Origin of the sequence: Flavitalea plasmicola, assembly GCF_030546645.1 — a bacterium.
Lineage (GTDB): Bacteria > Bacteroidota > Bacteroidia > Chitinophagales > Chitinophagaceae > Puia.
The window spans coordinates 92,854-118,321 of sequence record NZ_JAUOTO010000012.1; the positions used below are offsets into that span (position 1 = coordinate 92,854).

The window sequence follows — 25,468 nt, forward strand, 5'->3', positions numbered from 1 at the left end:
GAATTTTATGGAAATTGATAACACGACATATTCGGACCTTTCCCTTTTCAGCCAGGAAGAAGAATTCTCCATCTTCCATAAGCTGGACCTCACCCGTACCCAGGGCGGCCGGGATCAGCTGCTGAATTATTTCAACAAGCCTTTCAACAGCCTTGGCCCGATCCTGGAAACCCAGCAGATCATTTCCCTCATCCTTTCAAAGGCGGATGAATGGCCGCTCACCATCAGCAACGGCACCGTGATGGTGATGGAAAGATTCTATGAAACGTCCATCGACGCGATACCTCAGTCCCACAACCTGCCCGGCGCATGGGGCTATAAGATCTTCCATGCCCCCGATTATTCCCTGGTACGCTATTCCGTCGGTCATTTTGCGGATTTCGCACGCGGCATGACCCAGCTGGTCGCCATGCTCCATACCCCCGACTGCCCCCCCATGCTGGCGACCCTTCTGGAAAGAGGTCGCAGGCTGCTGGACCATGAAGTCATCCAATCCCTGGCCAAACAAGCGCCCGGAGCCAAACTAAATGCCATACAGGTCGTCCACTATGGCTATCACATCCGGGAGAGGTTCAAGACCCCCATGCAGGGGCTCATCGAGATCTACAGCCGCCTGGATGCCTGGTATTCCATGGCCATGGCCCTCCGGAAATATCATCTGGTCTTTCCCACTTTCACCAGCAGCGATGATCCCTATATGGAAGTAAGCGCGCTGTACCACCTTTTACTGCCCACACCCGTGTCCTATGATATACAGCTGGACAATACCACCAACTTCCTCTTCCTCACGGGCGCGAACATGGCCGGCAAAAGCACCTTCATCCGTGCCGTAGGCGTATCCGTATTCCTGGCACACCTGGGTATGGGCGTGCCCGCCCAAGAAATGCGGCTTAGCCTGTTCGACGGCATCCTCAGCAATATCAATGTAGTCGACAACATCTCTAAAGGGGAAAGCTATTTCTTCAACGAGGTCCAGCGGATCCGGGACACCCTGGTCAAGATCAGCGATAAAAAGAAATGGCTGGTGCTGATAGACGAGCTGTTCAAAGGCACCAATGTCCAGGATGCCATGAAATGTTCGACCGCCGTCATCAAAGGACTGATAAAGATCCGGCAATCCCTGTTCATTCTTTCCACCCACCTGTATGAGATAGGTGATGAGCTGAAGCAATACCCGAACATTTCCTTCCGGTACTTCGAGACGGCCGTCCAGGACGATCAGCTGGAGTTCAGCTATCAATTGAAGGAAGGCATCAGCAACGATCGCATCGGCTATCTCATCCTGAAAAGAGAGAAGGTCGTGGAAATGCTGGAACGGCTTTGACCGGCCGTTACACGGCGCCCGTGGAACACCGCGTGGAACCTCACCCATCTTTTTCCCATTCGCATTGAAGTAATTTCTAGCTTCGTCAGCTAACTTATCCTCATCGTCATGCTGGTGAAGACTTTTGGAAGTGCCGTGTACGGAGTAGAGGCGATCACGATCACCGTCGAAGTGAATGTGACCGAAGGGCTCCACACATTCATCGTCGGCCTTCCTGACAATGCCGTAAAGGAAAGTATACAAAGAGTGGAGAGCGCCATCAAGACCAATGGCTACTACATGCCCCGCACCAAATTGATCGTAAACCTTGCGCCGGCGGGCATCCGTAAATCAGGCGCCGCCTTCGATCTGCCCATCGCCCTGGGCGTCCTGGCCGCAACAGATCAGCTGCCAGGCATCAGGCGGCAATTACAGGACTATGTCATCATGGGAGAGCTGGGACTGGGAGGCTCCATTCATTCGATCAAAGGTGCGCTGCCCATCGCTATTCAGGCCAGGAAAGAAGGCTTCAAAGGGCTGATCCTACCCCGGCAAAATGCGCAGGAAGCGGCCATTGTAAAAGAGCTGGATATATTTTCATTCAGCCATCTCCGTGAAGTCATTGGCTTCTTCCGGAACGGTTGCCTGGAAGAAGCCGTGGATCGCTCGGCTATCCCTTCTTCCCGTCAGGCAATGACGGCCGCAAAGCCGGACGAGCTGGACTTCTCCGACGTCAAAGGACAGGACTACATCAAACGCGCCCTGGAGATCGCAGCCGCGGGTAGCCACAACGTGCTCCTCATCGGCGCGCCCGGCGCAGGCAAGACCATGCTGGCCAAAAGGCTGCCCACCATTCTTCCGCCCCTTAGCTTGCAGGAAGCGCTGGAGACAACCAAAATCCACAGCGTAGCAGGCAAGTTGCCGGACCATAGCGCCCTGATCATCCAGCGGCCCTTTCGCAGTCCCCACCATACCGTATCCGCCAATGCCCTGGTAGGCGGCGGCGGCATACCCCAGCCAGGGGAGATCTCCCTCGCCCACAACGGCGTCCTCTTCCTGGACGAGCTGCCGGAGTTCCACCGGTCAGTCCTGGAAGTCATGCGACAGCCCATGGAAGATGGAAGGGTCACTGTCAGCAGAGCAAAGATGTCCGTGGATTTTCCCGCCAACTTCATGCTGCTGGCCGCTATGAATCCCTGCCCCTGCGGCTATTACAATCACCCCGATAAAGAATGTAACTGTTATCCCGGCGCCGTGCAGAAATACCTAAACAAGATATCCGGCCCCCTGCTGGATCGCATTGACCTGCACGTGGAAGTGGTGCCTGTCCCTTATGCAGACCTCTCTGCGGAGAGCAGTGGTGAAACCTCATCCACCATCCGAACCCGCGTGATACAAGCACGGGAAGCGCAGATCCGGCGTTACAATAAACAGGTCACCAATGCGCACATGACCAGTAAAATGATAAAAGAATCCTGCCGCATCGACACCGCCGGAGAGCACCTCCTGAGAGACGCCATGAACCGCCTTCACTTATCCGCCCGCGCTTATGATCGTATCCTCAAAGTAGCCCGTACCATCGCGGACCTGGCAGGTGAAGAGAACATCCGGACAGAACATATGGCAGAAGCGATCCAGTTCAGGTGCCTCGACAAGGAAGGGTGGGGAGCCTAGTCCTTTCCGTTCAGCCTGACTAACGCTCACCAATCATTCTTCAGATCCTCGTTGATCCTTTCTGGCACTCCTGGCGGCCCCTCCATCCACGCAGGATCATACCACACAAAAAAATAGATCCATATGGTCCTCGACAGCCGCATCAGCACCGGCTGCAGCGCCAACAGCAAAATAGCGTTCACCCCCAGCCACCAGAACAGCCGGTTGTCCTGCAGCGACATTCCCAACGTCAGCTTCCAGGCGATAAAGGTGATGGCCGAAACCAACACCGCCAGCGCATAGCTCACAAAGCCCGTCCCATAATAGAAACCTACCTCTATCTCAAAAGGCTGCCCGCACACGGAGCAATGTTCCGGCATCTTCATCATCCGCTTCAGATCGTATGGATTCCGCCCGGTGAACAGTTCACCCCTCCGGCAACGGGGGCATTTATTGCGCAGGACGCTAATGATCAGTCCCGGTCGATGGCTGTCTTTATTGGCACACATAACAAAGGGCTTTATTGATATCCCGCCACGAAGTTACCATAGCCCCCGTGGCAGCAATTGCGTTTTTGACGGCTTCAATGGTATTTTTCATTTTATCGCCCTGATCTTACCACTAAACCATCCGCCCATGCGACCGATGTTATCCCTGCTGGCTCCTGCTTCCCAATGACCGCCCCTGTTCCCATTGACTGATGCGTGCTGACAGCCGGATAAGCAGCTGGCTATTGGCCAGGTACATCACCATGAGCGGAATGATCTTGAACAACCCCCTTTTTGCCGCGTAGGCAAGTTCGAACAAGGGCAGCAGGAACTCCAGCAGGCCCAGGCCGGCAAAGACTATACCGATGGCATACAGCCAATTGCGGGCCGCCCTGGTAAATCGCCGCAGGATCACCAGCTCCGCCAGGAATACGCCCGCCCATACGAACATGATATATCCCCATAGACGGACACCATATTCGCTGACCATCAACTCTTTGAAGATGTCCCCATAAGCCTTGAACAAAGGCCGCAGATGGAAAGGATGAGGGTTTACCAGCGCAGCTATATCATAGTGCACGGGCAGATAATGGTTGTTATATAAACTGATGGTAAAATAATAGCTCAGCAGGGAGGGCAATATAAATATACCGGTAGTCCACGCCATCTTTACGATCGGCTCTCCATCCCGGTGCTGCCTGATCCAGAGAATGGGCGTGAAGAGCGCTGCCAGCACCAGTGTCTCGGACCGTATATAGGTAGCGATCCCCATCAGCAGCGCGGCAAAATAAAAATACGACCTGCGCCTGCTCTCCAGGCTGTCGATCAGGAAGTACAGGCTCAGGAAGAGGAAGACCATATTACTGTAATCGTAAAGGATCAGGAAGGTATAAGCATAGATCTCCGGCGTCGCCGTCATCAATAATAAAAGCAATCCGGCCAGTATGGGATGTAAGGTTACTTTCAGCACCTGGTAGAGCAACAGGGTATAGCTTATGAAAATAATGCTCAACCAGATCTGCCCGAATGGATAGCCTGCCATTTTATAGATCACCTGAAGGCTGGTGAGGTAAGGCGATTTGAATTGATTATTGGTGGTAGACAGGTCTGTCGTAAAAAAAGAATTGATCAAGGTATGCTCTCTTACAGCATATTCTGCGATCGCTTCCGGCCCGGAAAGCGCATCGCGGGAAGTAGGCGGTTGATAATAGCATCTCCACACGCTGACGAAGACAAGGAAGCTCAGGATAAGGATAAAGGGCAGCTCGTACACGCGTATGCGCAGACGCGGCATCATGTTCCTGCCGATGCGGGGCCATTTCCTGTAGGCACGGGCCAGGCCGCGGATATTCAACAACAGGCAGCTGAGGCCCAGGGCGCCGAATACCGTTGCGGGATACAGCGGGCAATAGGCCAGCTGCAGGAGAAAGGGAACGCAGGAGGCGACGGCAACACCCGTCAACAGTGCCAGCGGCAGCGTGACCAGCGGTTTCTGCCGGATATTGAAAAGGTCCAATAACCCGTACCCTGAAAAGAAATGACAGCAGATCAATAAAAACAATGTCATGTGAGATGGAGGCTACAATATAGACAGGAATTTCTGATAACGGGCCAGTATTATTTGCAATTGTCCGGATGACCCGATGGGTTCCAGCTTCACTTCTGCTTTATTATTACACCGTACGAAATAGTTGGCTTTTTCGACACCGGGCGAATGCATCCATACCCCTCTGAGCCCCGTATAGTAATAAAAGACCGCCGGCTCCGGTAAATGCAGATCCATATGCAGTGAGTCGCGGTAATAGCCGTTGGGTTCAAAAAGTAAGACTGGATTGCTGACAGGTTGTTTAGCCATGGCCTCCTTTACTTGCATACATACGGTGTAGGCCATCCCATATCGGGCTTTACGGATCTGCCCGGGCCCCGCCGGAGACCGGCTCTCCTTAATGAAAGAGCCCCAGTAATACAGGGGCTTATCAACGAACCAGACGCGGTTATAGCCGAGACCAAGCACCAATGCTACGGTCAATGTGGAAATGATGGTCAGTAGGAATGCCCTCATAGTTCTTAAAACTAACTATCTCTGTCCAAACCTCCCAATACCTAAGCGATCTTTTTCGCTGCCGTCATCGTGCCACGTTCGAACACGCTCTTGCCCACCGGCACAGGCTTGTTCTTATTCAGCACCGATTTGATCATCAGCGTCCCCGTCTCCGCCATGATCCGGAGGTCCAGGATAAAGCTCACATTGCGTACATAATACGCATCCCATTGATAACGGCGGAAAATGCTTTGAAAGCTGGTGGCCGGCCCCCGATAGCCCCTCACCTGGGAGAGACCCGTGATACCGGGACGGGAAAGATAGCGGAACTTATAGTTAGCCACCTGCGATGAAAACTCCCGGGAGTCCTTCAGCATGTGCGGCCTGGGGCCGACGACGCTCATGTGTCCCAGCAACACGTTGAAGAACTGGGGCAGCTCGTCAAGACAGGTATTGCGCAGGAACTTGCCCAGTCGCGTGACGCGGGGATCGTTACGCACGGCCTGGCGCGTATCGGCCATATCATTCACATACATCGTGCGGAACTTATAACACCAGAATGTCCTGCCCAGAAAGCCTACTCTCTTTTGCTTAAAGAAGGCCGGGCCCCTCGAATCCAATTTGATCAGCAGGATCAACAAGGGGAATAACCAGGGGAAAACAAGTACGATCATCAGCAGGGACGTGAGAATGTCCATGCTCCTCTTATAAACAAGATAAGGGTACTTGCTATTAAAATGCTCGCGGATCTGCAATTGTTCATCATCCTGCCAGTTCTTCGGGTAATTCATCTTCGATTCAACGATTGTGCTACGCATGTCGATAAGGATTGGTTTTTTCCACTTGATACTGTAATATGAAATCCGTACCAATGTCTGTCTTTCGACGAGCCGCATCATGCGGCTCAGGTAATCAGAGTACTCAACAAATAGAATTCCATATTTCGCGCAAAGGAAACAAATTTATACGGCAATTCTGGTACCACTTATTGGTAATAGAATTGTTTTCGGGTAAAACCAGGCTTACAATCGTGTAAATCAATCACTACCACTTATGACACCTACCGGCCTGGAAACGTTGCATTAACGCTTTATTTAATAAAATTTTAAGGAACTGAAACCCCTCCGCACCATTAAAAACAGCGCTAAATGGAAGAAAGAGCAGGATGGTGGGGTTCTGCTTCCAGGACAGACCGGGATGGTTTCAGGTATGCCAGGGTCTGCACGATCGTCTCACGGATAATGCGCATATCCAGCGAAAAGCTGGCGTTTCTGACATAGAACGCATCCCATTGGTACCGTTTAAAGACCTTATCAAAGCTATTCGCCGGTCCGCGATAACCCTTTATCTGGGCCAGTCCGGAGATGCCAGGCTTGAGGATATTCCTGAATTTGTAAGCCGCCACCACCTGCGAAAAGGCGCGGCAATCCTCATGCATATGCGGCCTCGGGCCTATGACGCTCATATGTCCGGCTAATACATTCAGGAACTGTGGCAATTCATCCAGGTTAGACTTACGGAGAAACCGGCCGAACTTAGTCACCCGGGGGTCGTTTTCCCGTGCCTGGAGCGTGTTTGCCTCTGGATTGACGCACATCGTCCGCAGCTTGATACAATAAAAACTGCGTCCCAGGAACCCTACTCTCTTCTGGATAAAAAAGACAGGCCCCCTGGAATCCAGCCTGATCACGAGCGCCAGTAAAGGCAACAGCCAGCTCAGCACAAAAACAATCACCGACAGGGAAAAGAGGATATCAAAGCAACGTTTAACAATTAAATAACTATTTCGCTCCAGGAAATAACCCCTCAGTGTCATCCCCTCTTCACGCTTAAACGCCCTCTTCGTTATCATCTTTCTTTCCTGTTCTCTTCCGACCATGAATGTGTTTTTCAGTTTACGATGCGCTGTTTTGTTAAACTCCGGACAGATTATAAATTGACATTATTCATTCCGGAATAGTTGCATCTCTTTCAATATAAAACCATTGCTCAAACGTCCGGCCCTCCTGTTTATTATTGCGGGCAATGTGAAAATTTCTCTGAAACCCGCATCCAGGGCATATTTTGCCTGCTTTCATATCGGATTTTAAAAAATAAACGCCTTTCATTCCGCATGACCTGATATCTATTTCGCTAATTTGCGGACCAATATGCAAACGGTAATTTCTGTCGTAGGTGCCCGCCCAAACTTCATGAAGATCGCGCCGATCCATTTCGAATTTTTGAAATATAAGGATAAGATCCGTCATTTGATATGCCACACCGGCCAGCACTATGACGAAAAAATGTCGAAGATCTTTTTCGACGAGCTGGGCTTGCCCACGCCGGATTTCTACCTGGGCATCGGCTCCGGTTCACATGCCGTTCAAACAGCCGGCATCATGGTGGCGTTTGAAAAGATCCTGCTGGAACAAAGACCCGACCTGGTGATCGTAGCCGGTGATGTCAACTCCACCATTGCATGCAGCCTGGTGGCAAAAAAAATGCATATTCCCGTAGCGCATGTGGAAGCAGGGCTGCGGAGCTTTGACAGGGAAATGCCGGAAGAGATCAACAGGATCCTCACCGACGCGATTTCAGATCTGCTGTTCGTCACCGAAGAGAGCGGGCTGGAGCACCTGAAAAAGGAAGGCATCGACGCAAGCAAGGTCTTCTTCACAGGCAATGTGATGATCGACAGCCTGGTGAGCAACCTTTCTCTTATCGATGCATCCGGAATTCTTCAACAGCTGGAATTGCCAAAAGCAGGCTATCTTCTTGCCACCATCCACCGGCCTTCCAACGTGGACACGCCGGAGAGCCTGTCAGGCATACTTCGTCTGCTGAACAAATACGCACAGGGAAGAAAGGTCCTTTTTCCCGTGCATCCCAGGACAAGGAGCAATATCAGGACCTTCGGTCTTGAAAAAGACATCTCGCCGGAACTGATCCTCACGGAGCCCATCGGGTACATCGATTTTTTGTGCCTCGTTAAAAATGCACGGCTCATTATCACGGACAGCGGTGGCATTCAGGAAGAAAGTACTTATCTCGGAATTCCCTGCGTAACTTTGCGCGACAATACCGAACGGCCCATCACCGTCAAAATAGGGACAAACTACCTGGCAGGAACAGATATGTCGAATGCAGACCGGATCATTGCCGAAGTACTCGGTGGAAACGTCAAGAAAGGAAGTATTCCCGAACTTTGGGACGGCAAGGCTGCCGAAAGGATCTGCCAGGCAGTCTATCAATTTTTAATGTGATTTTAATAGTATGTCCGCACGATTACGCCATGTGAATTGTCTAAACTTATCTGTGGATGCAAAAACTCTTAGGTCATGTCTCCTCTTCATTCTCCCACCTGAAAGCCATTGACAGGCAGACAAGGCTGGATGTTCTCTGGGTGGGCATCATCCAGGCAGCCAACTATCTCTTTCCCTTCCTCGCTACCACTCATCTCATCCGGACCATCGGCGTCGACCTGTTCGGAAGAACGGAATTCGCCACCTATATAACACTTTATTTCATCACCATCGTGAATTACGAGTTTCATGTGACGGGCACCAGGAGCTTCAGCAGGGCGGTGGACAACCCGGTGAAAATAAACAGTCTCTTCAGCACCATCTTCACTGCGAAATCATACCTGCTGCTTGCCGCCACCCTGCTATTCAGCCTGCTGGCCGTGATCTGGCCCGACCGGTTCTCCAACCTCCTGTTTATCCTCACCTATCTCATAGTATTCGGTCATTACTTCTATCCTCCCTATATCTTTCAGGGGTTGGGAAAAGTGCGGTCCCTGGCCGTGATGAACTTCCTTATCAAGGCCCTGTCCACAGGACTCCTGTTCATCACCATCCGCCAGCGAGACGATTATCAGTGGGTCAACCTGAATTACTCGCTTAGCTATATCCTTATCGGCGTCATCAGCTTCTTCGCAGCCACCAGGACCTTTCACCTCCACATCCGTTGGAAGCCCTGGCGCGTTGTGCTGCTGGCATTGAAAAAAGGGCTCTATATTTTTCTCACCAGCGGTATCATAGCCCAGATCACGCTCAACCTTTCTGCGGTCCTGCTGGGTTTCTTTCTGCCATCTTCCATCCTGGGCAGCTATTCGGCGGCGCTAAAGCTGATCATTGCCTTCCAGGTCATGGCCATTTTCCCCATCCGCCAGGTGTTCTTTCCCAAACTGTCCAGCGCCTGGATCAGGGATAAGCCCCGCTATAAAAAAGACTTTAAAGGCTATTTTCTGCTGATGGCAGGCAGCACCTTTGGGCTGGGTATCCTCATCCTGGCTTTCGCGCCCTGGATCATCCGGCTGGTGTACGGCGATTATTTTCAGCAGATGATCCTCTGTATGCGCATGCTGGCCTTCCTGCCCTTCTTTACGGCATTGAACAACGTTTTCATCAGCGATGGGCTCATCGTCCTGGGAAAAGACAAACTGGTCTTCCAGGTCCAGCTGTTCCTCGCTGCCTTCAATATAATTGTCCTGCTCGTGATGGTGCCCCGGTACGGGTTGATGCCCGTGCTGATCACCCGGAATGTCCTGGAGTTCCTGGGTTGCATAGCGGGCTTCATCGCCTTCAGGAAAATATTGGCAAAAGAATTGACAGACTGGAAACAACAACAGCACAAGGACGCTGATTCATAAATCAACCTTACACCTGTGAGACAGATACTCAACAGGCTGCATAAGACAGCCGACCTCAACATTGCGATCGTCACAAAAGTAATATCCGACTGGGCAGTCTTCCTGAAGAAGATATCTCCCCTGGCCAGTATTCTTTTCATATTGCTGAATGTGCGAACCCTTCTTAAAAAAAGATCAACGGTCATCACCCTGCTGATCCTGGTGCCCCTGCTTGTCATCACACGCAGGGCCGAAGTGCTGCGGGTCATTTTCTCCATCGCCCTGTTCTGGATCTTCCTGGAAAAATTTACCGCAGGCATAGGAACGACGGACAGACGGCTGGCAGTCTTCCTGTCCCTGTATGCCCTGGTCCTGTTCGCGGGCATTTTCTACCCCTGGTTCTACCTGATGATGTACGACGGCTCATTAAGATACAAGTTCATCCTGGAGTCGCATAACGCCCTGTGCATTCTCGTATTCGCCATCTTCATCTATCTCTGTGAGACCCTGCTCTCGACCATCCGGCTCCCGTCGTCCCGGGGACTGAAGATCCTCCTCATGGTGGCGATCTGCGCCCTCACCCTCGTATTCCTGTTTATAAAAAGCCGCCTGTACATTGGCATGAGCGGAGCCTATCTCTTCATCATCGCGTTCAAACGCTGGCGCAAAATGCCTGCGCTCCTGCTATTGCCATCCATGTATATCGGTCTTTTTTTACTGCTGACCCTGCTCTCGCAGCAGGCCGCCTTCCGTATGGACCCCAGGGTGATCGAACAGCTCCGCAGGGAAATGCTCGCCCGGGACAGCACGCTTGCCTCCGACAGCAGCTACCTGGCTGGTAATGCAGACTTTGCCGCCGCCATGATGGCCAACCGCCGCCTCTTCAGCGCCTCCGGCACTGGCAGGGACAAATTGGTAAAAGCCGTCATGGTTACCATCAGCCATGGGGGATGGCAGCATTTCATCTACAACAACAATGTCGATCACTATCTGACGGTGAAACGACGCGTTCCCAATATCAACATCGCAGCCTCCAGCCTTACCGAGAACGCTTATCTCACCACCATACTGTCCGCCGGCTTCACCGGGCTGATCCTGCTGCTGTATATGGCAGGCCTGTATCTCGCCCACTTCATCCGCCGGAAAGAGATCTTTTCGCTGGCTTTCTTCCTGCTCCTCCTGGCCGCCTGGTTCTTCGAGGAAACGACTATATTTACTTTCAGCCTGATGGCGCAGCTTTTTGCGCTGGGCAGCATCAACAGAATCGAAAAAGAAGACCATGAGGGTAGCGCTGGTAACTAATATGCCCGCTCCATACCGGGTGCCGGGCTGGAATATCATCCATCGACGGCTGCAAGAAGGCTTTAAGATCTTTTTCTGCACCCGCATCGAGCCCAACCGGAAATGGAATATCCCCCCTATGCAATTCCAGCACGTATTCCTGGAAGGAAAGACATCCGCCAAAAAGGACGGGGCCACCTTTGTGCACAACAACTGGTCCGTGTTCGCGGCGCTAAAGGCATACAGGCCCGACGTTGTCATCACCGGCGGGTTTAATCCCACCATGTTGTACGCCTTCCTTTACTGCCGCCTGCATGGCGCAAAACATATTCCCATCTCGGATGCCTGGGCCCTGTCGGAGCCGCATCTTTCATGGGCGCATAAAATGGTCCGCAGGCTGGTGTACGGACGCAGCGCGGCCTTCATCGCCTGCAGCGAAAAAGGTTCTGCCTACTATCAGACCTATGGCGTCCGCCCCGAAAGCATCTTCATAAGCCATTACACCATCACCAACGAGCTGTTCAGTAATACCCGGTCCTTTCAGGACAGGAAATACGACCTGCTCTTCTCCGGCCAGTTCACCGAAAGAAAGAACCCTCTTTTCTTTATACAAGTGGCGGCCCTCCTTGCAGCGAAAAAGAAAGACCTCAGGGTCCTGCTGCTGGGGGATGGCCCGCTGAAGGACACCATGTTCACCGCGCTGACAGCAGCCGGCATCGATTTCGACTACGGCGGCTATGCCCGGCAGGAAGAGCTTCCGGCACATTACGCCAGTTCCAGGCTTTTCCTGTTCCCCACCGCATATGACGCCTGGGGTGTCGTAGCCAACGAAGCGGCGGCGGCCGGCACACCCGTCCTGCTGACCCCTTATGCAGGCTGTGCCGAAGAGCTGATCAAAGACGGTGAGAATGGCTATATTATACCCCTGCAGGAAGAAGCCTGGGCCGAAAGATGCCTGGCCCTCCTGCACGATGAGAAAAAATGGACCGCATTTTCTTCCAAAGCCAGTACATTCGCGCAACGCTTTACGCATGAGAGGGCCGCAACCGCATTGATCGATGCCTGTACCTTCGCCACGCAGGACCATAAAGCAACCTCATGAAAAGATCACTCTTATGTATCGTGCACCTGCCACCTCCCGTTCATGGAGCTTCCCTCATGAACCAGCACTTTGTCGATAGCGCCCTGATCAATGATCACTATCGCCTGAAGGTCATCGATATCACCACCTCCCGGGACATCGGGAAGATAGGCCATATGTCCCTCACCAAGATCTTCGACAGCCTACGGCTCTTTTTCAGGATATTGTCCGGCCTCATCCGGCACCGCCCCGACCTGGTGTATTTTACTTTCAGCCCCAGCGGGTTTGCCTTCTACAGGGATGCGGCATACGTTGGCCTCGTCAAGCTGCTGGGGGGCAAGCTCCTGTTCCATCTGCACGGCAAAGGGATTGCGGCCGGAGCCGGGAACAGCACCCTGTTCCGATGGGTGGCCCGGCGCGTATTCTCCCATACGCATGTCATAGTGCTCTCACAACAGCTGACCAACGATCTGAAAGGCATGACTTATAAGGAAAAATTTATCCTGCCCTATGGGATCCCGGTGGAATTGACAACAGCCGTCGAAAGAGTCCCCAACCCCGGTGCGGTGAGGCTCCTGTTCCTCTCCAACTATGTCCGGAGCAAGGGGATCATAGACCTCATCGACGCCCTGGAAAAAGTGGCGGCAACCCATCGGAATTTTCACCTGCGGCTGGTGGGAAAACCCTACGACGTCAGCATAGAAGAATTGAACGACCATATCCGGCAAAAAAAACTAAACGACCTCATCACCGTCTGCGGCCCCCGCTATAAAGAAGAAAAGCTGGAAGAGTTACGGCAGGCAGACCTCTTCGTCTTCCCAACTTATTATCCCAACGAGGCCTTCCCCCTGGTGCTGCTGGAAGCCATGCAATGGGGACTACCCATCGTAACCACCAGGGAAGGCGGCATCCCGGATATGATCGAAGAAGGCGTGTCGGGCTTATTGATAGACCAGCGCGACATCTCCGCCCTGGCGGATAAGATCCTGCTCCTGCTGGAAGACCCGGCAAAAAGGATCGCCATGGGAGCCGCGGCGCGCGAAAGATTTATGACAAAATTTACGTTACCTCGCTTTGAGCAGGATATGTTGAAAATACTGGACATCATCCGGTAATCACGGATGACGTCGCCAAACCATTAATTATGTGTGGAATTGCGGGATTTATTAATATGCCGGACGGGGAGAAGCTGATAGAGATCGCAGGCCGCCTGCAATCCCATCGGGGCCCTGACAGCGCACACGCCTGGCAGAATGGGAATGTCATCTTCACACAGCAGCGGCTGTCCATCATCGATCTTCACGAAAGGTCGGACCAGCCTTTTGTCAAAGACGGGCTGGCAATGGTGTTCAACGGCGAGATCTATAATTACAGGGAGCTGAAGGAAAAGATCCTCGGGCAGGCGCCCCACATTCAGTTCAATACCACCTCCGATACCGAGGTGCTGCTGGAGCTCTACAGACTGGAAGGCCCCCGGTGCCTGGATTCCCTCATCGGCATGTTTGCCTTCGTTGTCTTTGACATACAGACCCGCCAACTTTTTTTTGCCAGGGATCACTTCGGCATCAAACCCCTTTTCTACACGCTGACAGGCGAGGGGCTGGCCTTCGCCTCCGAGCTGAAGACCCTCACCCGCATTCCCGGATTCGATAAGACCCTGAATACGTTTGCCCTCGTGGCCGCAATGAACTATCTATGGGTCCCCGGCAACGAATCGATGTTCGCCGCGTGCAACAAACTGCCTCCCGGTCATTACATGGAATTGAACGCAGGGACATTCCCGCTTACCCCCACCCTCACCCGCTGGTGGCGCCCCGAAGCCAGCATCACCCATAAAGACGAAGCGGAAGCCATCGCGCTGGTGCAGCAGTCCGTGAGTGAGTCGGTGCACCGCCACATGGTGGCCGACGTCCCCGTCAGCAGCTTTCTCAGCGGAGGATTGGATTCCTCTCTCATCTCCGTCATCGCAAAAGAGGTCAACCCTCAACTCTCCACTTACACCATCGCTACGGACACAGCAGACAAAAAAATAGAGCAGATGCCCGAGGATGAGCGGTATGCCAGGGAGCTGGCGCAACAATTCGGGTTCGATCACCACGAGATCATGCTCAACGCAGATATCGTAAAGGACCTGCCGCGTATCGTATACACATTGGACGAGCCCATCGGCGACCCCGCAGCCATCAATACCTATCTCATCTGCAAGGCGGCCCGCGATAAAGGCGTAAAGGTCCTCTTGTCCGGCATGGGCGCCGACGAGCTCTTCTTCGGTTACCGCCGCCAGAAAGCAACCCTCCTGGCAGCCCGTTACCAGCGCCTCCCCGGAGTCATCCGGAAAACCATTGGCGCCCTGGTCAGGACCCTGCCCGTAAAGGCCGGCGGCAAAGGCATCCGCCTCACCCGCTGGGCTAAACGCTTTCTCTCCTTTGCCGGCCTGCCCGTGGAGGAGGCATACATGCGAAGCTATTCTTACTATGACCGGCAGGAACTGCAATCCCTGTTCCGCAAAGATATCAACGCAGACTATACCCGCCTGCGGCAGCAGCACGCCCATTTTTTCAACGAACATTACGAAGGAGATGTTATCAATCAAATGTGCAACACCGATATCCACCTCTTCATGGTAGGCCTGAACCTTACCTACACCGACAGGGCTTCGATGGCCGCCTCCGTGGAGGTCAGGGTCCCCTTCATCGACAAAAAGCTCGTAGAGACGGCCATGTCCATCGACGGCAGTCTTAAATACCGGAAAGGCATGTCCAAATATATTCTTAAAAAAGCCGCCGAACGATGGCTGCCCCATAAGATCATCTATCGGCCCAAAGCCTCTTTCGGAGCGCCCATCCGGTCCTGGATCAGCGGTCCGCTGAAAGACATGGTGGACCGGCTGCTCTCACGGGAAGCCGTGGAAAAAAGAGGCATCTTCCAATACGCCAGCATCCAAAAGCTCATCGCGGACGACCGCCGGGGGTTGGAGGACAATGCTTACCGGATCTATCAGCTCCTTACAGTCGAGCTGTGGTGCCGGGCCTATTTGGACGAAGACGCCCATAATTAGGGTATAATTAACCAGGAAGACGCTAACTTTGCAGCCAGGATAAATCCACATTACAACCTTACATGCAAGAGAATAAAGACACTGCGGATATCAGGAAATTCTGGAACGAAAATCCCGTCGGCAGCAATTTTATTGATTACCAGAAAGACAAAACGTTCTACACGCAATACGACGATTTCCGTTATAGGACCGAAGGCCATATCCTGGAGGAACTGGACGCCATCGACTTCAAGGGCAAAAAGACCCTCGAGATAGGACTGGGACAAGGCGCGGACTCCATGCAGCTGATCAACCGGGGCGCCATATATTACGGCATCGACCTCACCGAAGAGTCTGTACGGCGTGTGAAGGAAAGGTTCCACCTCTTCGAAAAACCTTACCAGGAGGTCACCGTCGCCAACGCCGAAAAGATCCCATATGAAGACAACAGCTTCGACATCGTCTATTCCCATGGCGTCATCCATCATTCGCCCAGGATCGGCGCCATCGTGGCAGAGATCCATCGTGTCCTGAAGCCAGGCGGACAAGCCGTGATCATGCTGTACTACAAAAAGTCATTCAACTATTACATCAGCATCGGCCTCCTTCGCAGAACAGGCCTGATGGCCCTTACCGCACTCCCTTTCCTGGACAAGCTTGTGTCAAAGCTCACGGGAGAAAGCCCCGAAAGGATCAACCGGCATAAACACCATCTGAAAAATGAAGGCCTCAGCTATTTCAGCATGAAGAAATTTCTGCACCGCAGCACAGACGGACCCGATAATGTCTATTCTTCCGTCTGGTCCAAACGCACGGCCAGACAGCTGTTCAGCGCCTTTCATTCTTTTTCGACCTCCGTTCATTTCCTGAACGAACGGCATTTGCTGGGCCTCCAGCATCTCATGCCCGCGGCATTCAAACGAACGCTGGCGCATAAATATGGATGGCATTTATGGATAAAAGCTACTAAATGAAACAGGTTATACAGAACTTTAAGACAGGCGAACTTTTTGTGGATGAAGTACCTCCCCCCTCTCTTGCAGACGGGATGGTACTGGTAGCCAATCACTATTCCCTGATCAGCGCGGGCACGGAGCGCAGCACCGTGAAAGTGGGCAAAGCCAACCTCCTGGGAAAGGCAAGACAAAGACCCGACCTGGTAGCCCAGGTCCTGCAAAATATAAAAAGAGAAGGCCTGAAGGCGACGCTGGAAAAAGTGAGGACCAAGCTGGACACCCTGAAAGCCCTGGGATATAGCACGGCGGGAGAGGTGATGGCCTATTTGGACAATGACGGATCTTTTCAGCCGGGCGACAGGGTGGCCTGTGCCGGACAGGACTACGCCTCCCATGCAGAGATCGTCAGCGTTCCCCGCAATCTCGTCGCCAGAATTCCCGACAACGTCAGCTTTGAGGAAGCCAGCTTCACCACGCTGGGCGCCATTGCCCTCCAGGGCGTACGGCAGGCAGATCCACGGCTGGGCGAAAAAGTCGCCGTCATCGGCCTGGGGCTGCTGGGGCAGATCACCTGCCAGCTGCTCAAAGCCAATGGCTGCCGCGTAGCAGCCATCGATATCTCCGACAAGCTGCTCGAACTCGCGGCAGAGCTGGGCGCCGACGCAAGCCTTCATCGCAACGACCCGGATCTGGCAACCAGGCTTACCGCCTTTACACAGGGACATGGCTTCGACAGCATTATCATTACGGCCGCATCGGATTCCAACGACCCCATCGAGCTGGCGGGCGAGATTGCAAGGAAAAAGGGAAGAGTGATCGTCGTAGGCGCCGTACGGATGGAAGTCCCCAGGGACCCGCATTACTACCGGAAAGAGCTGGACCTGCGTATGTCCTGCTCCTATGGACCCGGCCGTTATGACCCTTCCTATGAAGAGCATGGCCAGGACTATCCCTACAGCTATGTGAGATGGACAGAGCAACGGAACATGGAGGCATTCCTCGATCTCATCGCCCAGGGCAAGGTCAACGTAAAACGCCTGATCAGCCATGTCTTCGATATCGATAAAGCCGATGCCGCCTACGATATCGTACTGGGAAAAGTGAAGGAGCCGCACAGCGGCATCCTGCTAAGATACACCCCGGGTAACACGCCTCCCGCCTCCAGCATCCGCTTAAAACAGTCCTCCTCCGCAGCAACAGGAGGTATCCATGTCGGCGTCATCGGAGCCGGCAGCTTCGCCCAGAACTACCTGATCCCACACATAAAGACCTGGGGAGCCGCACTGACCACTGTCGTAACCTCCAGGGGTATCACGGCAAAGAACGTGGCGGAGAAATTCTCTTTTGCCAATGCATCCTCCGATAGCCAGGACGTTTTTTCGAACGGACAGATCAACACCGTCTTTATCGCCACCCCCCACAACACACACGCCCATTATGTGCTGAGGTCCCTGCAGGCCGGCAAAAGCGTATTCGTCGAAAAGCCACTGGCCCTCCATCCCGAAGAGCTGGAAGCCATCAGCCAGCATATCGGGCAGCACGGAGGACGCCTCATGATCGGGTTCAACAGACGCTTTTCTCCCGTCGCACAGGCATTAAAAGCAGCCATTGGCAAGCCGGCACAACCCCTGGTCATCAATTACAGGGTCAACGCAGGCTTCATTCCAAAAGAACACTGGATCCAGGACCCGGCCACAGGCGGAGGACGCATCATCGGCGAAGCGTGCCATTTCATCGATCTGATGCAGTATTTCACCGGAAGCCTGCCCGTAAAAGTATATGCCGCCTGTATCAACGGAGACAACGACAAGCTCACCAATGAAGACAATATCTGTATTACCATCCATTTCAAAGATGGGTCGGTAGGCACGCTGACCTATACGGCAGGGGGCGATAAATCCCTCTCCAAAGAAAGGGTGGAGATCTTTGGCGACGGCAAAGTGGGGATCATACACGATTTTAAAAAAGGGGAATTGCATCAGCGTAATAAGGTAAAGAACCTTAATTTGCAGGGAAAGGGACATAAAGAGGAGGTCCAGGCGTTTTTACGCGCAGTGTCCGAAGGCAGTCAGATGCCGATAGATTTCGAGTCTATACGACAAACGACCGCGGCGACGTTTAAGATCCTGGACAGTCTCAGGACCGGTGTCCCTCAAAGCCTTTAAATTGTTAATGACCAACACTCGGCCTCCTTTTAAAAAGATCGCAGATTTCGCCATTTTGGGCATGGCCCTCAGCATTCCCTCCGGATTTTACTTCCTTACTTTACCATTGCTGATCCTTCTGGCTATTTGTCGCCTATGTCAGAAGGACTGGCTCTGGGAGCCGTCTGCTTTCAAACAGCCGGCTTTCTTTTTTCCCGCCGCACTCTATCTGTATATAGTCATACAAGCCTTCTTCTCCCATGATAAAGGAGAAGCGTTAAGCACTTTGTCCACCAAGCTTCCATTTCTGCTGTATCCGTTGGTACTGGGAACATACCAGCGCATCGACAAGGATCTGGTACGACGTGCGGAAAGATGTTTTCTCTTCTCCGTCTGCCTGTCCCTCATCGCAGCCCTGGTCTATGCCTTCTTCGACGAGACCTTCAGCCATCAGCATTCCGTGGTCCTCGGACAGGCTCCCTATAATAAGTTCAGCTCATACGGCCTTACCCGGGTGTTCAATGACTGGCATCCCACCGTGGTGGCCATGTCCGCCGTACAGGCGATCTTTATCCTTATCAGGCATTATGGAGACCGCCTGCGGCCCAAAAAACTGCCCTCCCTGATCCTCCCCGCCCTGGTCTTTCTTCTTCTGACCATATCGCTCTTCCTTCTGAACTCCATGACAGCACTGATCGCATTTGTCACTATCCTCCTGTATTGCACCTTCATCTTTCTCGGCCGGCAGGGCATCAGCGCAGGCGCCCGCATAGGCTTCATATGCCTGCTGCTGGGTTGCGCAGCCGCTTTTATGTACTTCAACCCGCTGAAGATGGAAAAGATCGAGCTGCTGAAGCATCGGGACCTGAAGGCTACGGATCATTACGAGGAACGCAATGTCCTCACCATGCGGATGGCAAAATGGGAGACACACCTGGGTATCGCCAGGGACCATCTCCCCTGGGGTACGACAGAAGGCGATATTAAACACATCCGGCATGAAGCTTACCTGGCAGCCGATTTTCAGGACCTCGCACTACACAACTACAATGCACATGACCAGTTCCTGGAATACCTCGCCATTTATGGGATACCGGGCATCCTGCTGTTCCTGGGTATGCTATGGGCGCCTTTCCCGAATACAGCCTACCGCACCTCCTACCTTGCCTTCATCGTGATCACCTGTCTCATATTCCTGACGGAATCCTTATTGGAAAGACAGCAGGGGTTGAATTACTTCATGTTCTTTTACGCGCTTTATGCCCGGCGGGACCCTGCTTCGGGCGGTGAAGACGGCACCCGGAGATCCTTTGCCGCCTCCTCCTGGTCCACCTTAACCAGGCTTGTCTTCATTCTCCTTGCGGCTATTGCTATCTACCAGTTCCTGCACGACCGCAGCCTTTGGCTCGATGAGGCAATGCTGGCCCTGAACATCGTGGAAAAGAGCTTCACAGGACTCCTCCAGCCACTGGACCATAGCCAGGTGGCTCCCGTTCTTTTCCTGTTCATAGAAAAAGCTTCCACCCGCATATTCGGAAATTCTGAAATGGCGCTCCGGCTTTTCCCTCTTATTTGCTCCATCCTGGCCCTGGTATTGGCATACTATGCCTGCCTGGCCCTGACAAAGAACAAATACATCGCAGGGACAGCCTGCTGCCTGTTGGGCATTACACCCAAATTCATCTATTACGCTTCCGAGGTCAAGCAATATGCGACGGACCTCACCGTCTTACTGGCCATCTATCTCGTCGCCTTTTCTGAAAATGCATTTGTACAACGATACAGACTGGTGCTCCTGGCCCTCACCGGTGCGGCGGCCATCTTCATCTCCAATATCGCCGTGATCCCCCTCTGTACGGTCGGGACATGGCTCCTGTATCAGGCCATCCGGCAGGGAAAGGACAGAACCGCCGTTTTTGCGGCGCTCCCCCTGTGGGCGATCTGTTTCGCCATAAATTACAAACTATTCATCTGGCATCACCCGACCGCAAAGATCATGAAAGAATATTGGCGGGAGTCGTTTATGCCGGGCAACCCGGCAGGAACTGCTGGGCGGCATTGGATCGGATCAAGGATACACCAGGTCTTTTATGAACTGCTGCCGGGCATTGCCGGCTTCGAAACGCTTACGATCCTTTTGTACTTGGGCGGACTGCTGTACCTGCTAAAGGCAAAGCGCTACCGGCTCCTTTACCTCAGCGTAGCGCCCATAGCCCTTCACCTGCTCCTTTCCGCCCTGAAAATGTACCCCTTCGACCTGCGGCTGATCCTTTACCAGCTGCCATTGTACATCATCGTTCTTGCAGGCGGCCTTTACGGCCTGACAACATTATTAACGAGGAAGCCCGCCTATGTCCTGGCCCTTTCAGGGCTATGTACAGTGGCCTTCTCCCTGAGGCTTTTCCGGCTGCTGCCGATGAACAATGAAGAGATAAGACCGGTCATCGCCAGCATGAACCGGTACGTGCAGCCCGGCGAATCCACGTATATCTATTATGGTGGCAGGCACGCTTTTAATTACTATAAGGAAACTGGCAGGGTGCTGTTTTCAGGTATACCTACCCTGTATGGGAATTCGCACCCCGGCGACTGGCCGGGCTATGCAAAAGAATTACGGGACGTTAAAGGGCATGTGTGGCTCGTATTCTCACACGTATATCCTTTCGACGGCTCCCGGGGGGAAGAACGTTCTATGATAAATGAATTGCAGCAAAGAGGACATATCCTCAGAACATTCGAAGCATATAACAGCGCGGCCTACCTGATGGACCTGTGGTAAGCAGGTCGTGCCGGCCTGAATGCCACAGAAGGTGCGGCGGCTGCGGCAGCGCGTGGCCTGAACCTATGCTTGATCACCAGGGAGATAAAGCGGGCATTACCCACCAGGTAGCGCATGAACATCCGCCTGGGCTCCTGGTAAACGCGATACAGCCATTCCAGCCCCGCCTTCTGCATCCATAATGGCGCCCTTTTCACCAGGCCGCTCACCACGTCGAAGCTGCCTCCTACCCCCATGATGAAATTCACTTTCTTCAGCACATCACGCTGCTGGAAAAGAAAGTTCTCTTTCGTAGGAGAAGAAATGGCCACGAAAAGAATATTGGCTCCGGAGGCGGCTATCTGCCTTGCGATGGCTGGTTCATCCTCTTTTTTGAAATAGCCGTTGCGATAGCCGGCAATGATCTCGGGTGAATATATATCGGAGTAATGCTCAACCACGCTCCTGACGATGTCTTCTTTAGCGCCCAGGAAAAATACTTTATACCCATCCAGGTAGGCTACCCTTACCAGCTCTTCCATCAGATCGATGCCTGCCACCCTTTCTTTCAGGGGCTTGCCCAGGATCCTGGACGCCCATACCACACCCTGGCCATCCGCATTGATAATATCCGCGTTCACCACACTCTCCCGCAATTGGGCATCCCGCTGCATATTGACGATCTTACCCGCATTCACCACCGTATGGTGCAGATGCCTGTCACCACGGATAGCTCCTACAATACGATTAACCGTTTCCGTCATATTCAGATTGTCTATCGGTGTGCCTAATACTACAACTCGTTCGTCCATTCTTTGGTATTTAAGGATATAAAATAATAGGTTAAAGCATAAAACATCCAGGCCTGTGCCCAACGCATATAACAGATATGGCTGCTGAGAAAACGCTTTTTTTGGTAAAAAAAGTATCCTTTACGGCTTTGCATATTGTTAATTGTCCAATTCAGCACCTTTTCTGCCAGGTCCCGATGCTGGTCAATACGGTTAAGTTTATATAAGGTTGCGATCAGCTGCGCCGGCGAATGAATATCCACCGGATATATCGCTTTATCATAATATTTGGGAATACCTTCTTTGGTGAAGAAATTATCCAGGTAATACCGGAATCCTTTCTCTATAAAGGGTTGAAAGCTGCTATCACCCGTATATTGTTGGTATTGGTGAAGACATTCCAGGTTAAAGCCCGTATGAAAATTATCTACCCATTGATGATAAGGCAGCGTACCATAAGCCCATGCCCCGTCGGGACGCTGATGATTGCAGGCATATTGCATGACTTTCCTGGCTTCCTGCCGTAAAGGATCCTCCTTTGTGTACGCAAACACCCTGCCCAATAGCCTGCCGCCAAGCAAAGAAGCGTTAAAAACGCGCGTCTGGTCAAGCGGTGAATAGGAAAAGGAAAAGCTCCCGTTGCTTTCATCATAGGTCCTGTTAAGGTCTTTCAGGACAAACTGCGTGCTGGATACAGCCGCATCCAGCCATCGCTGCTCCGGCACGACATCATAAGCCGTTAGCAGGGCATCCGATACAAAGGAGGTAGCTACCACCGTTGGCGTCCATTTCGGTTGAAAGAATGCCCTTGCCTGCCAGTCGAAATTATAGCCCCAACAATAGCCCGAATACCCTTTTGAGCTGATAGTCAATATTTTATCAGCCAGGTAGTAAATATGCTCCTTGTACTCGGGTCGTGGATCCGCCCGGTAAAGCTGAGCATACCCACTCAGGAAAAGGCCAAGGCCCTTGGCATTGTGCTGCTCAGGCACACCGGCAATGCGCCGGAAATTAATAGGACTTTTCTTAAAGAACTGTATCCATGCCAGCCGGCAAAAGCGGGAATCCCTCACCAGGGGCAGCGACTGGAACAGCCTGCTGTTCAGTCCATCATATGGATCCCAACCAGCAAAATCTTTCTTCTCGCTGAACGACTTCAATAATGAGAAGCTGCGCACAAATGAGGCCGGCTTTAGTCTTTTATGGATATTATCTTGATTTAGCGTTCGCAAAGTTACTTAATATTTCCACTTTTCACTGAGACCACCCAAACTGATAGGCCCACCCGATGAAATACTGCGCTGTCCAATAACCTGAACACCGGTACCAACGCATTGAACACATCCATCTGAGCGCCTGGTATCGTCCTGTATCGCAATATCGAACCTGAAACAAACCAGCCCAGGATACCTGCCAGGTTAAAATATCGGCATCGCACTATAGACAAGTGGGGGGACACCAAGCGTTGCATCGACTTTTTGGAATATCGGCGATAATGCCCCAATTCTTTGTCGAATCGATTGTATAACAGCTGATAGGCAGGTACCAGCGCAATGAAGTGCCCTCCTTCTTTTAACAGTTTCTTACAATTTGCAACAGCATATCCGTCTGCTTTCACATGTTCGATGACATTGAGGGCGATCACCGTATCGAACGTCCCGAAATAAGCGGCGAATTTTTCGTCGAACAATTCGTCCTCGAGGTCCATGTCCAGGATCTCCGTGAGATGCGGATGCTTCCCGAATCTTCCGGCGAGCAGCTTTCTGTAAGGAAGAGAATAATCACTGAGGGTCACCGGCTGGCCCATGTTGAGCAGGAGACCGGAGATATTACCGATGCCGCTGCCGGCTTCGAAGATCTTTCCTTTTATAAAGGGCCGGATCGTATCAAACATCCAGAGATTAAAGTTATCTGCGGCGGACAATGTATTCAGGGTCTCGAATCCTTCCTTATCGACTTGTTCCGTCATATGCTTTACCAAAAATTTATAAACCAATGGACATCAGCGTCTCCACGCGCTGACGAGACTGAAGAAGAAACCCAGCATGATGCACCCGACGCTCCTGTCCAGCCAGGTCTCGGGGACCATTGCAATAGCAAAAGAAAGGATAATGAATATACCCAGGCCATCCCTGCCCTTGTAGCAGCCGGCCAGCGGAAAGACCAGGTAACCCAGCAAAAAGATACACAAACCAACAATACCCATGTTGCATAGCACATCAAGGTAGGTATTATGCATATTCCTCCTGGATTCGGCAGCATAGGTGAAATGTCGTTGTTGATAGACCTCCACCAGCTTGTCCTGTTTGTCTCCCAGGGGCACACCTGTGAGCAGATGCTCTTTCGCCAGCTGCCATCCGCAGTGCCATACGGCCAGCCGCGTATTCGTGGCATTCCATCCACCCGTCGCGTTAGGCTTGTCAAGCATCGTCCCGGGACGACTGTAAACATAGTTCGTATGGCTGAGCTCCTTGAAGCTTGCCAGGGGCCTGGGAAAGAATTTCAACAACAAAAAAGCCGTCGTCAGCAATGCGACGACTAGTATCCCCCCTTTTACATACTGCTTCTTCTGCAGCCCGTGCCAGGCGGCAAAGACCATCAGGCCCGAATACAACGTGATCATGGCGATATGGCTGGCCAGCATAAAATGGAACACCAGCAGGAAGGCGATGCTGAGATAGACCAACCCTTTATACTCGATGGCAAAGGACTGCTTTTGAAGTAAATAGACATACGTGAACAATGCAAGGTTCACCACCATGCCAATGTATACCGACTCCCTTCCGATGGCCCTGGTAAGATTGTCGGAAAAAAGATAACCCGCATCACCCGATTGCTTATATTGATAATAGGCAAAGAGCAGGCAGACCACCGCCGCCACCGTGGTAAAAAAACAATAGGCCAGCAGGATCCGGTCCTTCAGCTCCTCGCGGATATACAACAGCCCGATGCAAAGGGGAAAGATCAGCAGCGGCAGACGCCTTACCAGCATGATCATCGCCTCATCCCGGTTCACCGAAAGAAAGGCGCTGACGATCTGCAGCCCGTAGAAAAGAAGCATACAAATGATCTCCGCTCTTTTCCGCAGCAACTGTCCCTTCTCCGCGAACGTATTATAGAAGCAGGAATGCAGGACCACCGCAATGATGAAGGTATTGTTGATCACCGGCATCTCGGGAAGGAATAAAGAGACGAAAAAGGCCGACAGCAGCCAGTAGAGTATCTTCTCCTTTTGAAGAAATACCTTTCCTGTAAAATCCAGTAAAAGGAGTGCTTTCATTTAGTTTAGTTGCCGGCGGAGCCTGTTTTGCACAAAAATACAC

20 protein-coding genes are annotated in these 25,468 nt (G+C 52.4%); 11 read left to right on the forward strand and 9 right to left on the reverse strand.

The window, feature by feature from the left end; genetic code table 11:
• Positions 1-7 precede the first annotated feature (7 nt).
• Positions 8-1,324, forward strand: coding sequence for a MutS-related protein (locus Q4E93_RS33265; protein ID WP_303592275.1), 1,317 nt, complete (start codon positions 8-10; stop codon positions 1,322-1,324).
• Positions 1,325-1,432: 108 nt separating this feature from the next.
• Complete coding sequence (locus Q4E93_RS33270; RefSeq protein ID WP_303592276.1) at positions 1,433-2,977, forward strand: YifB family Mg chelatase-like AAA ATPase; 1,545 nt, start codon at positions 1,433-1,435, stop codon at positions 2,975-2,977.
• 26 nt (positions 2,978-3,003) lie between these two features.
• On the opposite strand, the gene Q4E93_RS33275 is transcribed toward Q4E93_RS33270, so the two are convergent.
• The 5 genes from Q4E93_RS33275 to Q4E93_RS33295 all read right to left on the reverse strand — a co-directional run bounded on the left by Q4E93_RS33275 (position 3,004) and on the right by Q4E93_RS33295 (position 7,364).
• Complete coding sequence (locus Q4E93_RS33275; protein WP_303592277.1) at positions 3,004-3,465, reverse strand: DUF983 domain-containing protein; 462 nt, start codon at positions 3,463-3,465, stop codon at positions 3,004-3,006.
• A 139-nt stretch (positions 3,466-3,604) separates the two neighbouring features.
• Positions 3,605-5,011: a glycosyltransferase family 39 protein gene (locus tag Q4E93_RS33280; RefSeq protein ID WP_303592278.1), complete on the reverse strand. Its 1,407-nt coding sequence runs from the start codon at positions 5,009-5,011 to the stop codon at positions 3,605-3,607.
• A gap of 12 nt (positions 5,012-5,023) precedes the next feature.
• A complete protein-coding gene (locus Q4E93_RS33285) occupies positions 5,024-5,506 on the reverse strand; it encodes a hypothetical protein (RefSeq protein WP_303592279.1) in 483 nt (160 codons plus the stop codon).
• A gap of 41 nt (positions 5,507-5,547) precedes the next feature.
• On the reverse strand, positions 5,548-6,303 hold the full coding sequence (locus tag Q4E93_RS33290) for a sugar transferase (protein ID WP_303592280.1): 756 nt from the start codon (positions 6,301-6,303) through the stop codon (positions 5,548-5,550).
• A 326-nt stretch (positions 6,304-6,629) separates the two neighbouring features.
• Entirely contained in the window at positions 6,630-7,364 is a 735-nt protein-coding gene (locus tag Q4E93_RS33295) for a sugar transferase (protein WP_303592281.1), read from the reverse strand.
• Positions 7,365-7,635: 271 nt separating this feature from the next.
• On the opposite strand from Q4E93_RS33295, the gene wecB reads away from it, so the two are divergent.
• The 9 genes from wecB to Q4E93_RS33340 all read left to right on the forward strand — a co-directional run bounded on the left by wecB (position 7,636) and on the right by Q4E93_RS33340 (position 21,375).
• Positions 7,636-8,730, forward strand: coding sequence for a non-hydrolyzing UDP-N-acetylglucosamine 2-epimerase (gene wecB, locus Q4E93_RS33300; RefSeq protein WP_303592282.1), 1,095 nt, complete (start codon positions 7,636-7,638; stop codon positions 8,728-8,730).
• Positions 8,731-8,786: 56 nt separating this feature from the next.
• Complete coding sequence (locus tag Q4E93_RS33305) at positions 8,787-10,118, forward strand: oligosaccharide flippase family protein (protein ID WP_303592283.1); 1,332 nt, start codon at positions 8,787-8,789, stop codon at positions 10,116-10,118.
• Positions 10,119-10,133: 15 nt separating this feature from the next.
• Complete coding sequence (locus Q4E93_RS33310; RefSeq protein ID WP_303592285.1) at positions 10,134-11,399, forward strand: hypothetical protein; 1,266 nt, start codon at positions 10,134-10,136, stop codon at positions 11,397-11,399.
• Entirely contained in the window at positions 11,377-12,480 is a 1,104-nt protein-coding gene (locus tag Q4E93_RS33315) for a glycosyltransferase family 4 protein (protein WP_303592287.1), read from the forward strand. Before Q4E93_RS33310 ends, Q4E93_RS33315 begins: the two co-directional genes overlap by 23 nt.
• Positions 12,477-13,574, forward strand: coding sequence for a glycosyltransferase family 4 protein (locus Q4E93_RS33320; protein WP_303592288.1), 1,098 nt, complete (start codon positions 12,477-12,479; stop codon positions 13,572-13,574). Before Q4E93_RS33315 ends, Q4E93_RS33320 begins: the two co-directional genes overlap by 4 nt.
• 29 nt (positions 13,575-13,603) lie before the next feature.
• Positions 13,604-15,517, forward strand: coding sequence for an asparagine synthase (glutamine-hydrolyzing) (asnB, locus tag Q4E93_RS33325; protein ID WP_303592289.1), 1,914 nt, complete (start codon positions 13,604-13,606; stop codon positions 15,515-15,517).
• 62 nt (positions 15,518-15,579) lie between these two features.
• A complete protein-coding gene (locus Q4E93_RS33330) occupies positions 15,580-16,470 on the forward strand; it encodes a class I SAM-dependent methyltransferase (RefSeq protein ID WP_303592290.1) in 891 nt (296 codons plus the stop codon).
• The gene (locus Q4E93_RS33335; RefSeq protein WP_303592292.1) at positions 16,467-18,617 is read left to right on the forward strand and encodes a bi-domain-containing oxidoreductase; all 2,151 of its coding nucleotides are present in this window, start codon (positions 16,467-16,469) and stop codon (positions 18,615-18,617) included. The genes Q4E93_RS33330 and Q4E93_RS33335 overlap by 4 nt, the downstream gene beginning before the upstream one ends.
• 7 nt (positions 18,618-18,624) lie before the next feature.
• Entirely contained in the window at positions 18,625-21,375 is a 2,751-nt protein-coding gene (locus Q4E93_RS33340; protein WP_303592294.1) for an O-antigen ligase family protein, read from the forward strand.
• Here the strand turns inward: Q4E93_RS33340 and Q4E93_RS33345 are convergent.
• The 4 genes from Q4E93_RS33345 to Q4E93_RS33360 are packed head-to-tail and all read right to left on the reverse strand — an operon-like array spanning position 21,354 to position 25,425.
• Positions 21,354-22,166 (reverse strand): WecB/TagA/CpsF family glycosyltransferase, encoded by an 813-nt coding sequence (locus Q4E93_RS33345; RefSeq protein WP_303592297.1) that lies wholly within the window; start codon positions 22,164-22,166, stop codon positions 21,354-21,356. The genes Q4E93_RS33340 and Q4E93_RS33345 overlap by 22 nt on opposite strands.
• A complete protein-coding gene (locus Q4E93_RS33350) occupies positions 22,148-23,377 on the reverse strand; it encodes a prenyltransferase/squalene oxidase repeat-containing protein (RefSeq protein ID WP_303592299.1) in 1,230 nt (409 codons plus the stop codon). The genes Q4E93_RS33345 and Q4E93_RS33350 overlap by 19 nt, the downstream gene beginning before the upstream one ends.
• A gap of 2 nt (positions 23,378-23,379) precedes the next feature.
• A complete protein-coding gene (locus Q4E93_RS33355) occupies positions 23,380-24,114 on the reverse strand; it encodes a class I SAM-dependent methyltransferase (RefSeq protein ID WP_303592301.1) in 735 nt (244 codons plus the stop codon).
• Positions 24,115-24,147: 33 nt separating this feature from the next.
• The gene (locus Q4E93_RS33360) at positions 24,148-25,425 is read right to left on the reverse strand and encodes an O-antigen ligase family protein (protein WP_303592303.1); all 1,278 of its coding nucleotides are present in this window, start codon (positions 25,423-25,425) and stop codon (positions 24,148-24,150) included.
• Positions 25,426-25,468: the final 43 nt, after the last annotated feature.

Bases quoted from the DNA above. Each gene is read 5' to 3' on its own strand.
- Q4E93_RS33265 (WP_303592275.1), top strand. From the start codon at position 8: ATGGAAATTGATAACACGACATATTCGGACCTTTCCCTTTTCAGCCAG.
- Q4E93_RS33335 (WP_303592292.1), top strand. From the start codon at position 16,467: ATGAAACAGGTTATACAGAACTTTAAGACAGGCGAACTTTTTGTGGAT.
- Q4E93_RS33320 (WP_303592288.1), top strand. From the start codon at position 12,477: ATGAAAAGATCACTCTTATGTATCGTGCACCTGCCACCTCCCGTTCAT.
- Q4E93_RS33355 (WP_303592301.1), bottom strand. From the start codon at position 24,114: ATGACGGAACAAGTCGATAAGGAAGGATTCGAGACCCTGAATACATTG.
- Q4E93_RS33340 (WP_303592294.1), top strand. From the start codon at position 18,625: ATGACCAACACTCGGCCTCCTTTTAAAAAGATCGCAGATTTCGCCATT.
- Q4E93_RS33290 (WP_303592280.1), bottom strand. From the start codon at position 6,303: ATGCGTAGCACAATCGTTGAATCGAAGATGAATTACCCGAAGAACTGG.
- Q4E93_RS33315 (WP_303592287.1), top strand. From the start codon at position 11,377: ATGAGGGTAGCGCTGGTAACTAATATGCCCGCTCCATACCGGGTGCCG.
- Q4E93_RS33360 (WP_303592303.1), bottom strand. From the start codon at position 25,425: ATGAAAGCACTCCTTTTACTGGATTTTACAGGAAAGGTATTTCTTCAA.
- Q4E93_RS33330 (WP_303592290.1), top strand. From the start codon at position 15,580: ATGCAAGAGAATAAAGACACTGCGGATATCAGGAAATTCTGGAACGAA.
- Q4E93_RS33345 (WP_303592297.1), bottom strand. From the start codon at position 22,166: ATGGACGAACGAGTTGTAGTATTAGGCACACCGATAGACAATCTGAAT.
- Q4E93_RS33270 (WP_303592276.1), top strand. From the start codon at position 1,433: ATGCTGGTGAAGACTTTTGGAAGTGCCGTGTACGGAGTAGAGGCGATC.
- Q4E93_RS33305 (WP_303592283.1), top strand. From the start codon at position 8,787: ATGCAAAAACTCTTAGGTCATGTCTCCTCTTCATTCTCCCACCTGAAA.
- Q4E93_RS33280 (WP_303592278.1), bottom strand. From the start codon at position 5,011: ATGACATTGTTTTTATTGATCTGCTGTCATTTCTTTTCAGGGTACGGG.
- Q4E93_RS33275 (WP_303592277.1), bottom strand. From the start codon at position 3,465: ATGTGTGCCAATAAAGACAGCCATCGACCGGGACTGATCATTAGCGTC.
- wecB (WP_303592282.1), top strand. From the start codon at position 7,636: ATGCAAACGGTAATTTCTGTCGTAGGTGCCCGCCCAAACTTCATGAAG.
- Q4E93_RS33285 (WP_303592279.1), bottom strand. From the start codon at position 5,506: ATGAGGGCATTCCTACTGACCATCATTTCCACATTGACCGTAGCATTG.
- Q4E93_RS33295 (WP_303592281.1), bottom strand. From the start codon at position 7,364: ATGGTCGGAAGAGAACAGGAAAGAAAGATGATAACGAAGAGGGCGTTT.
- asnB (WP_303592289.1), top strand. From the start codon at position 13,604: ATGTGTGGAATTGCGGGATTTATTAATATGCCGGACGGGGAGAAGCTG.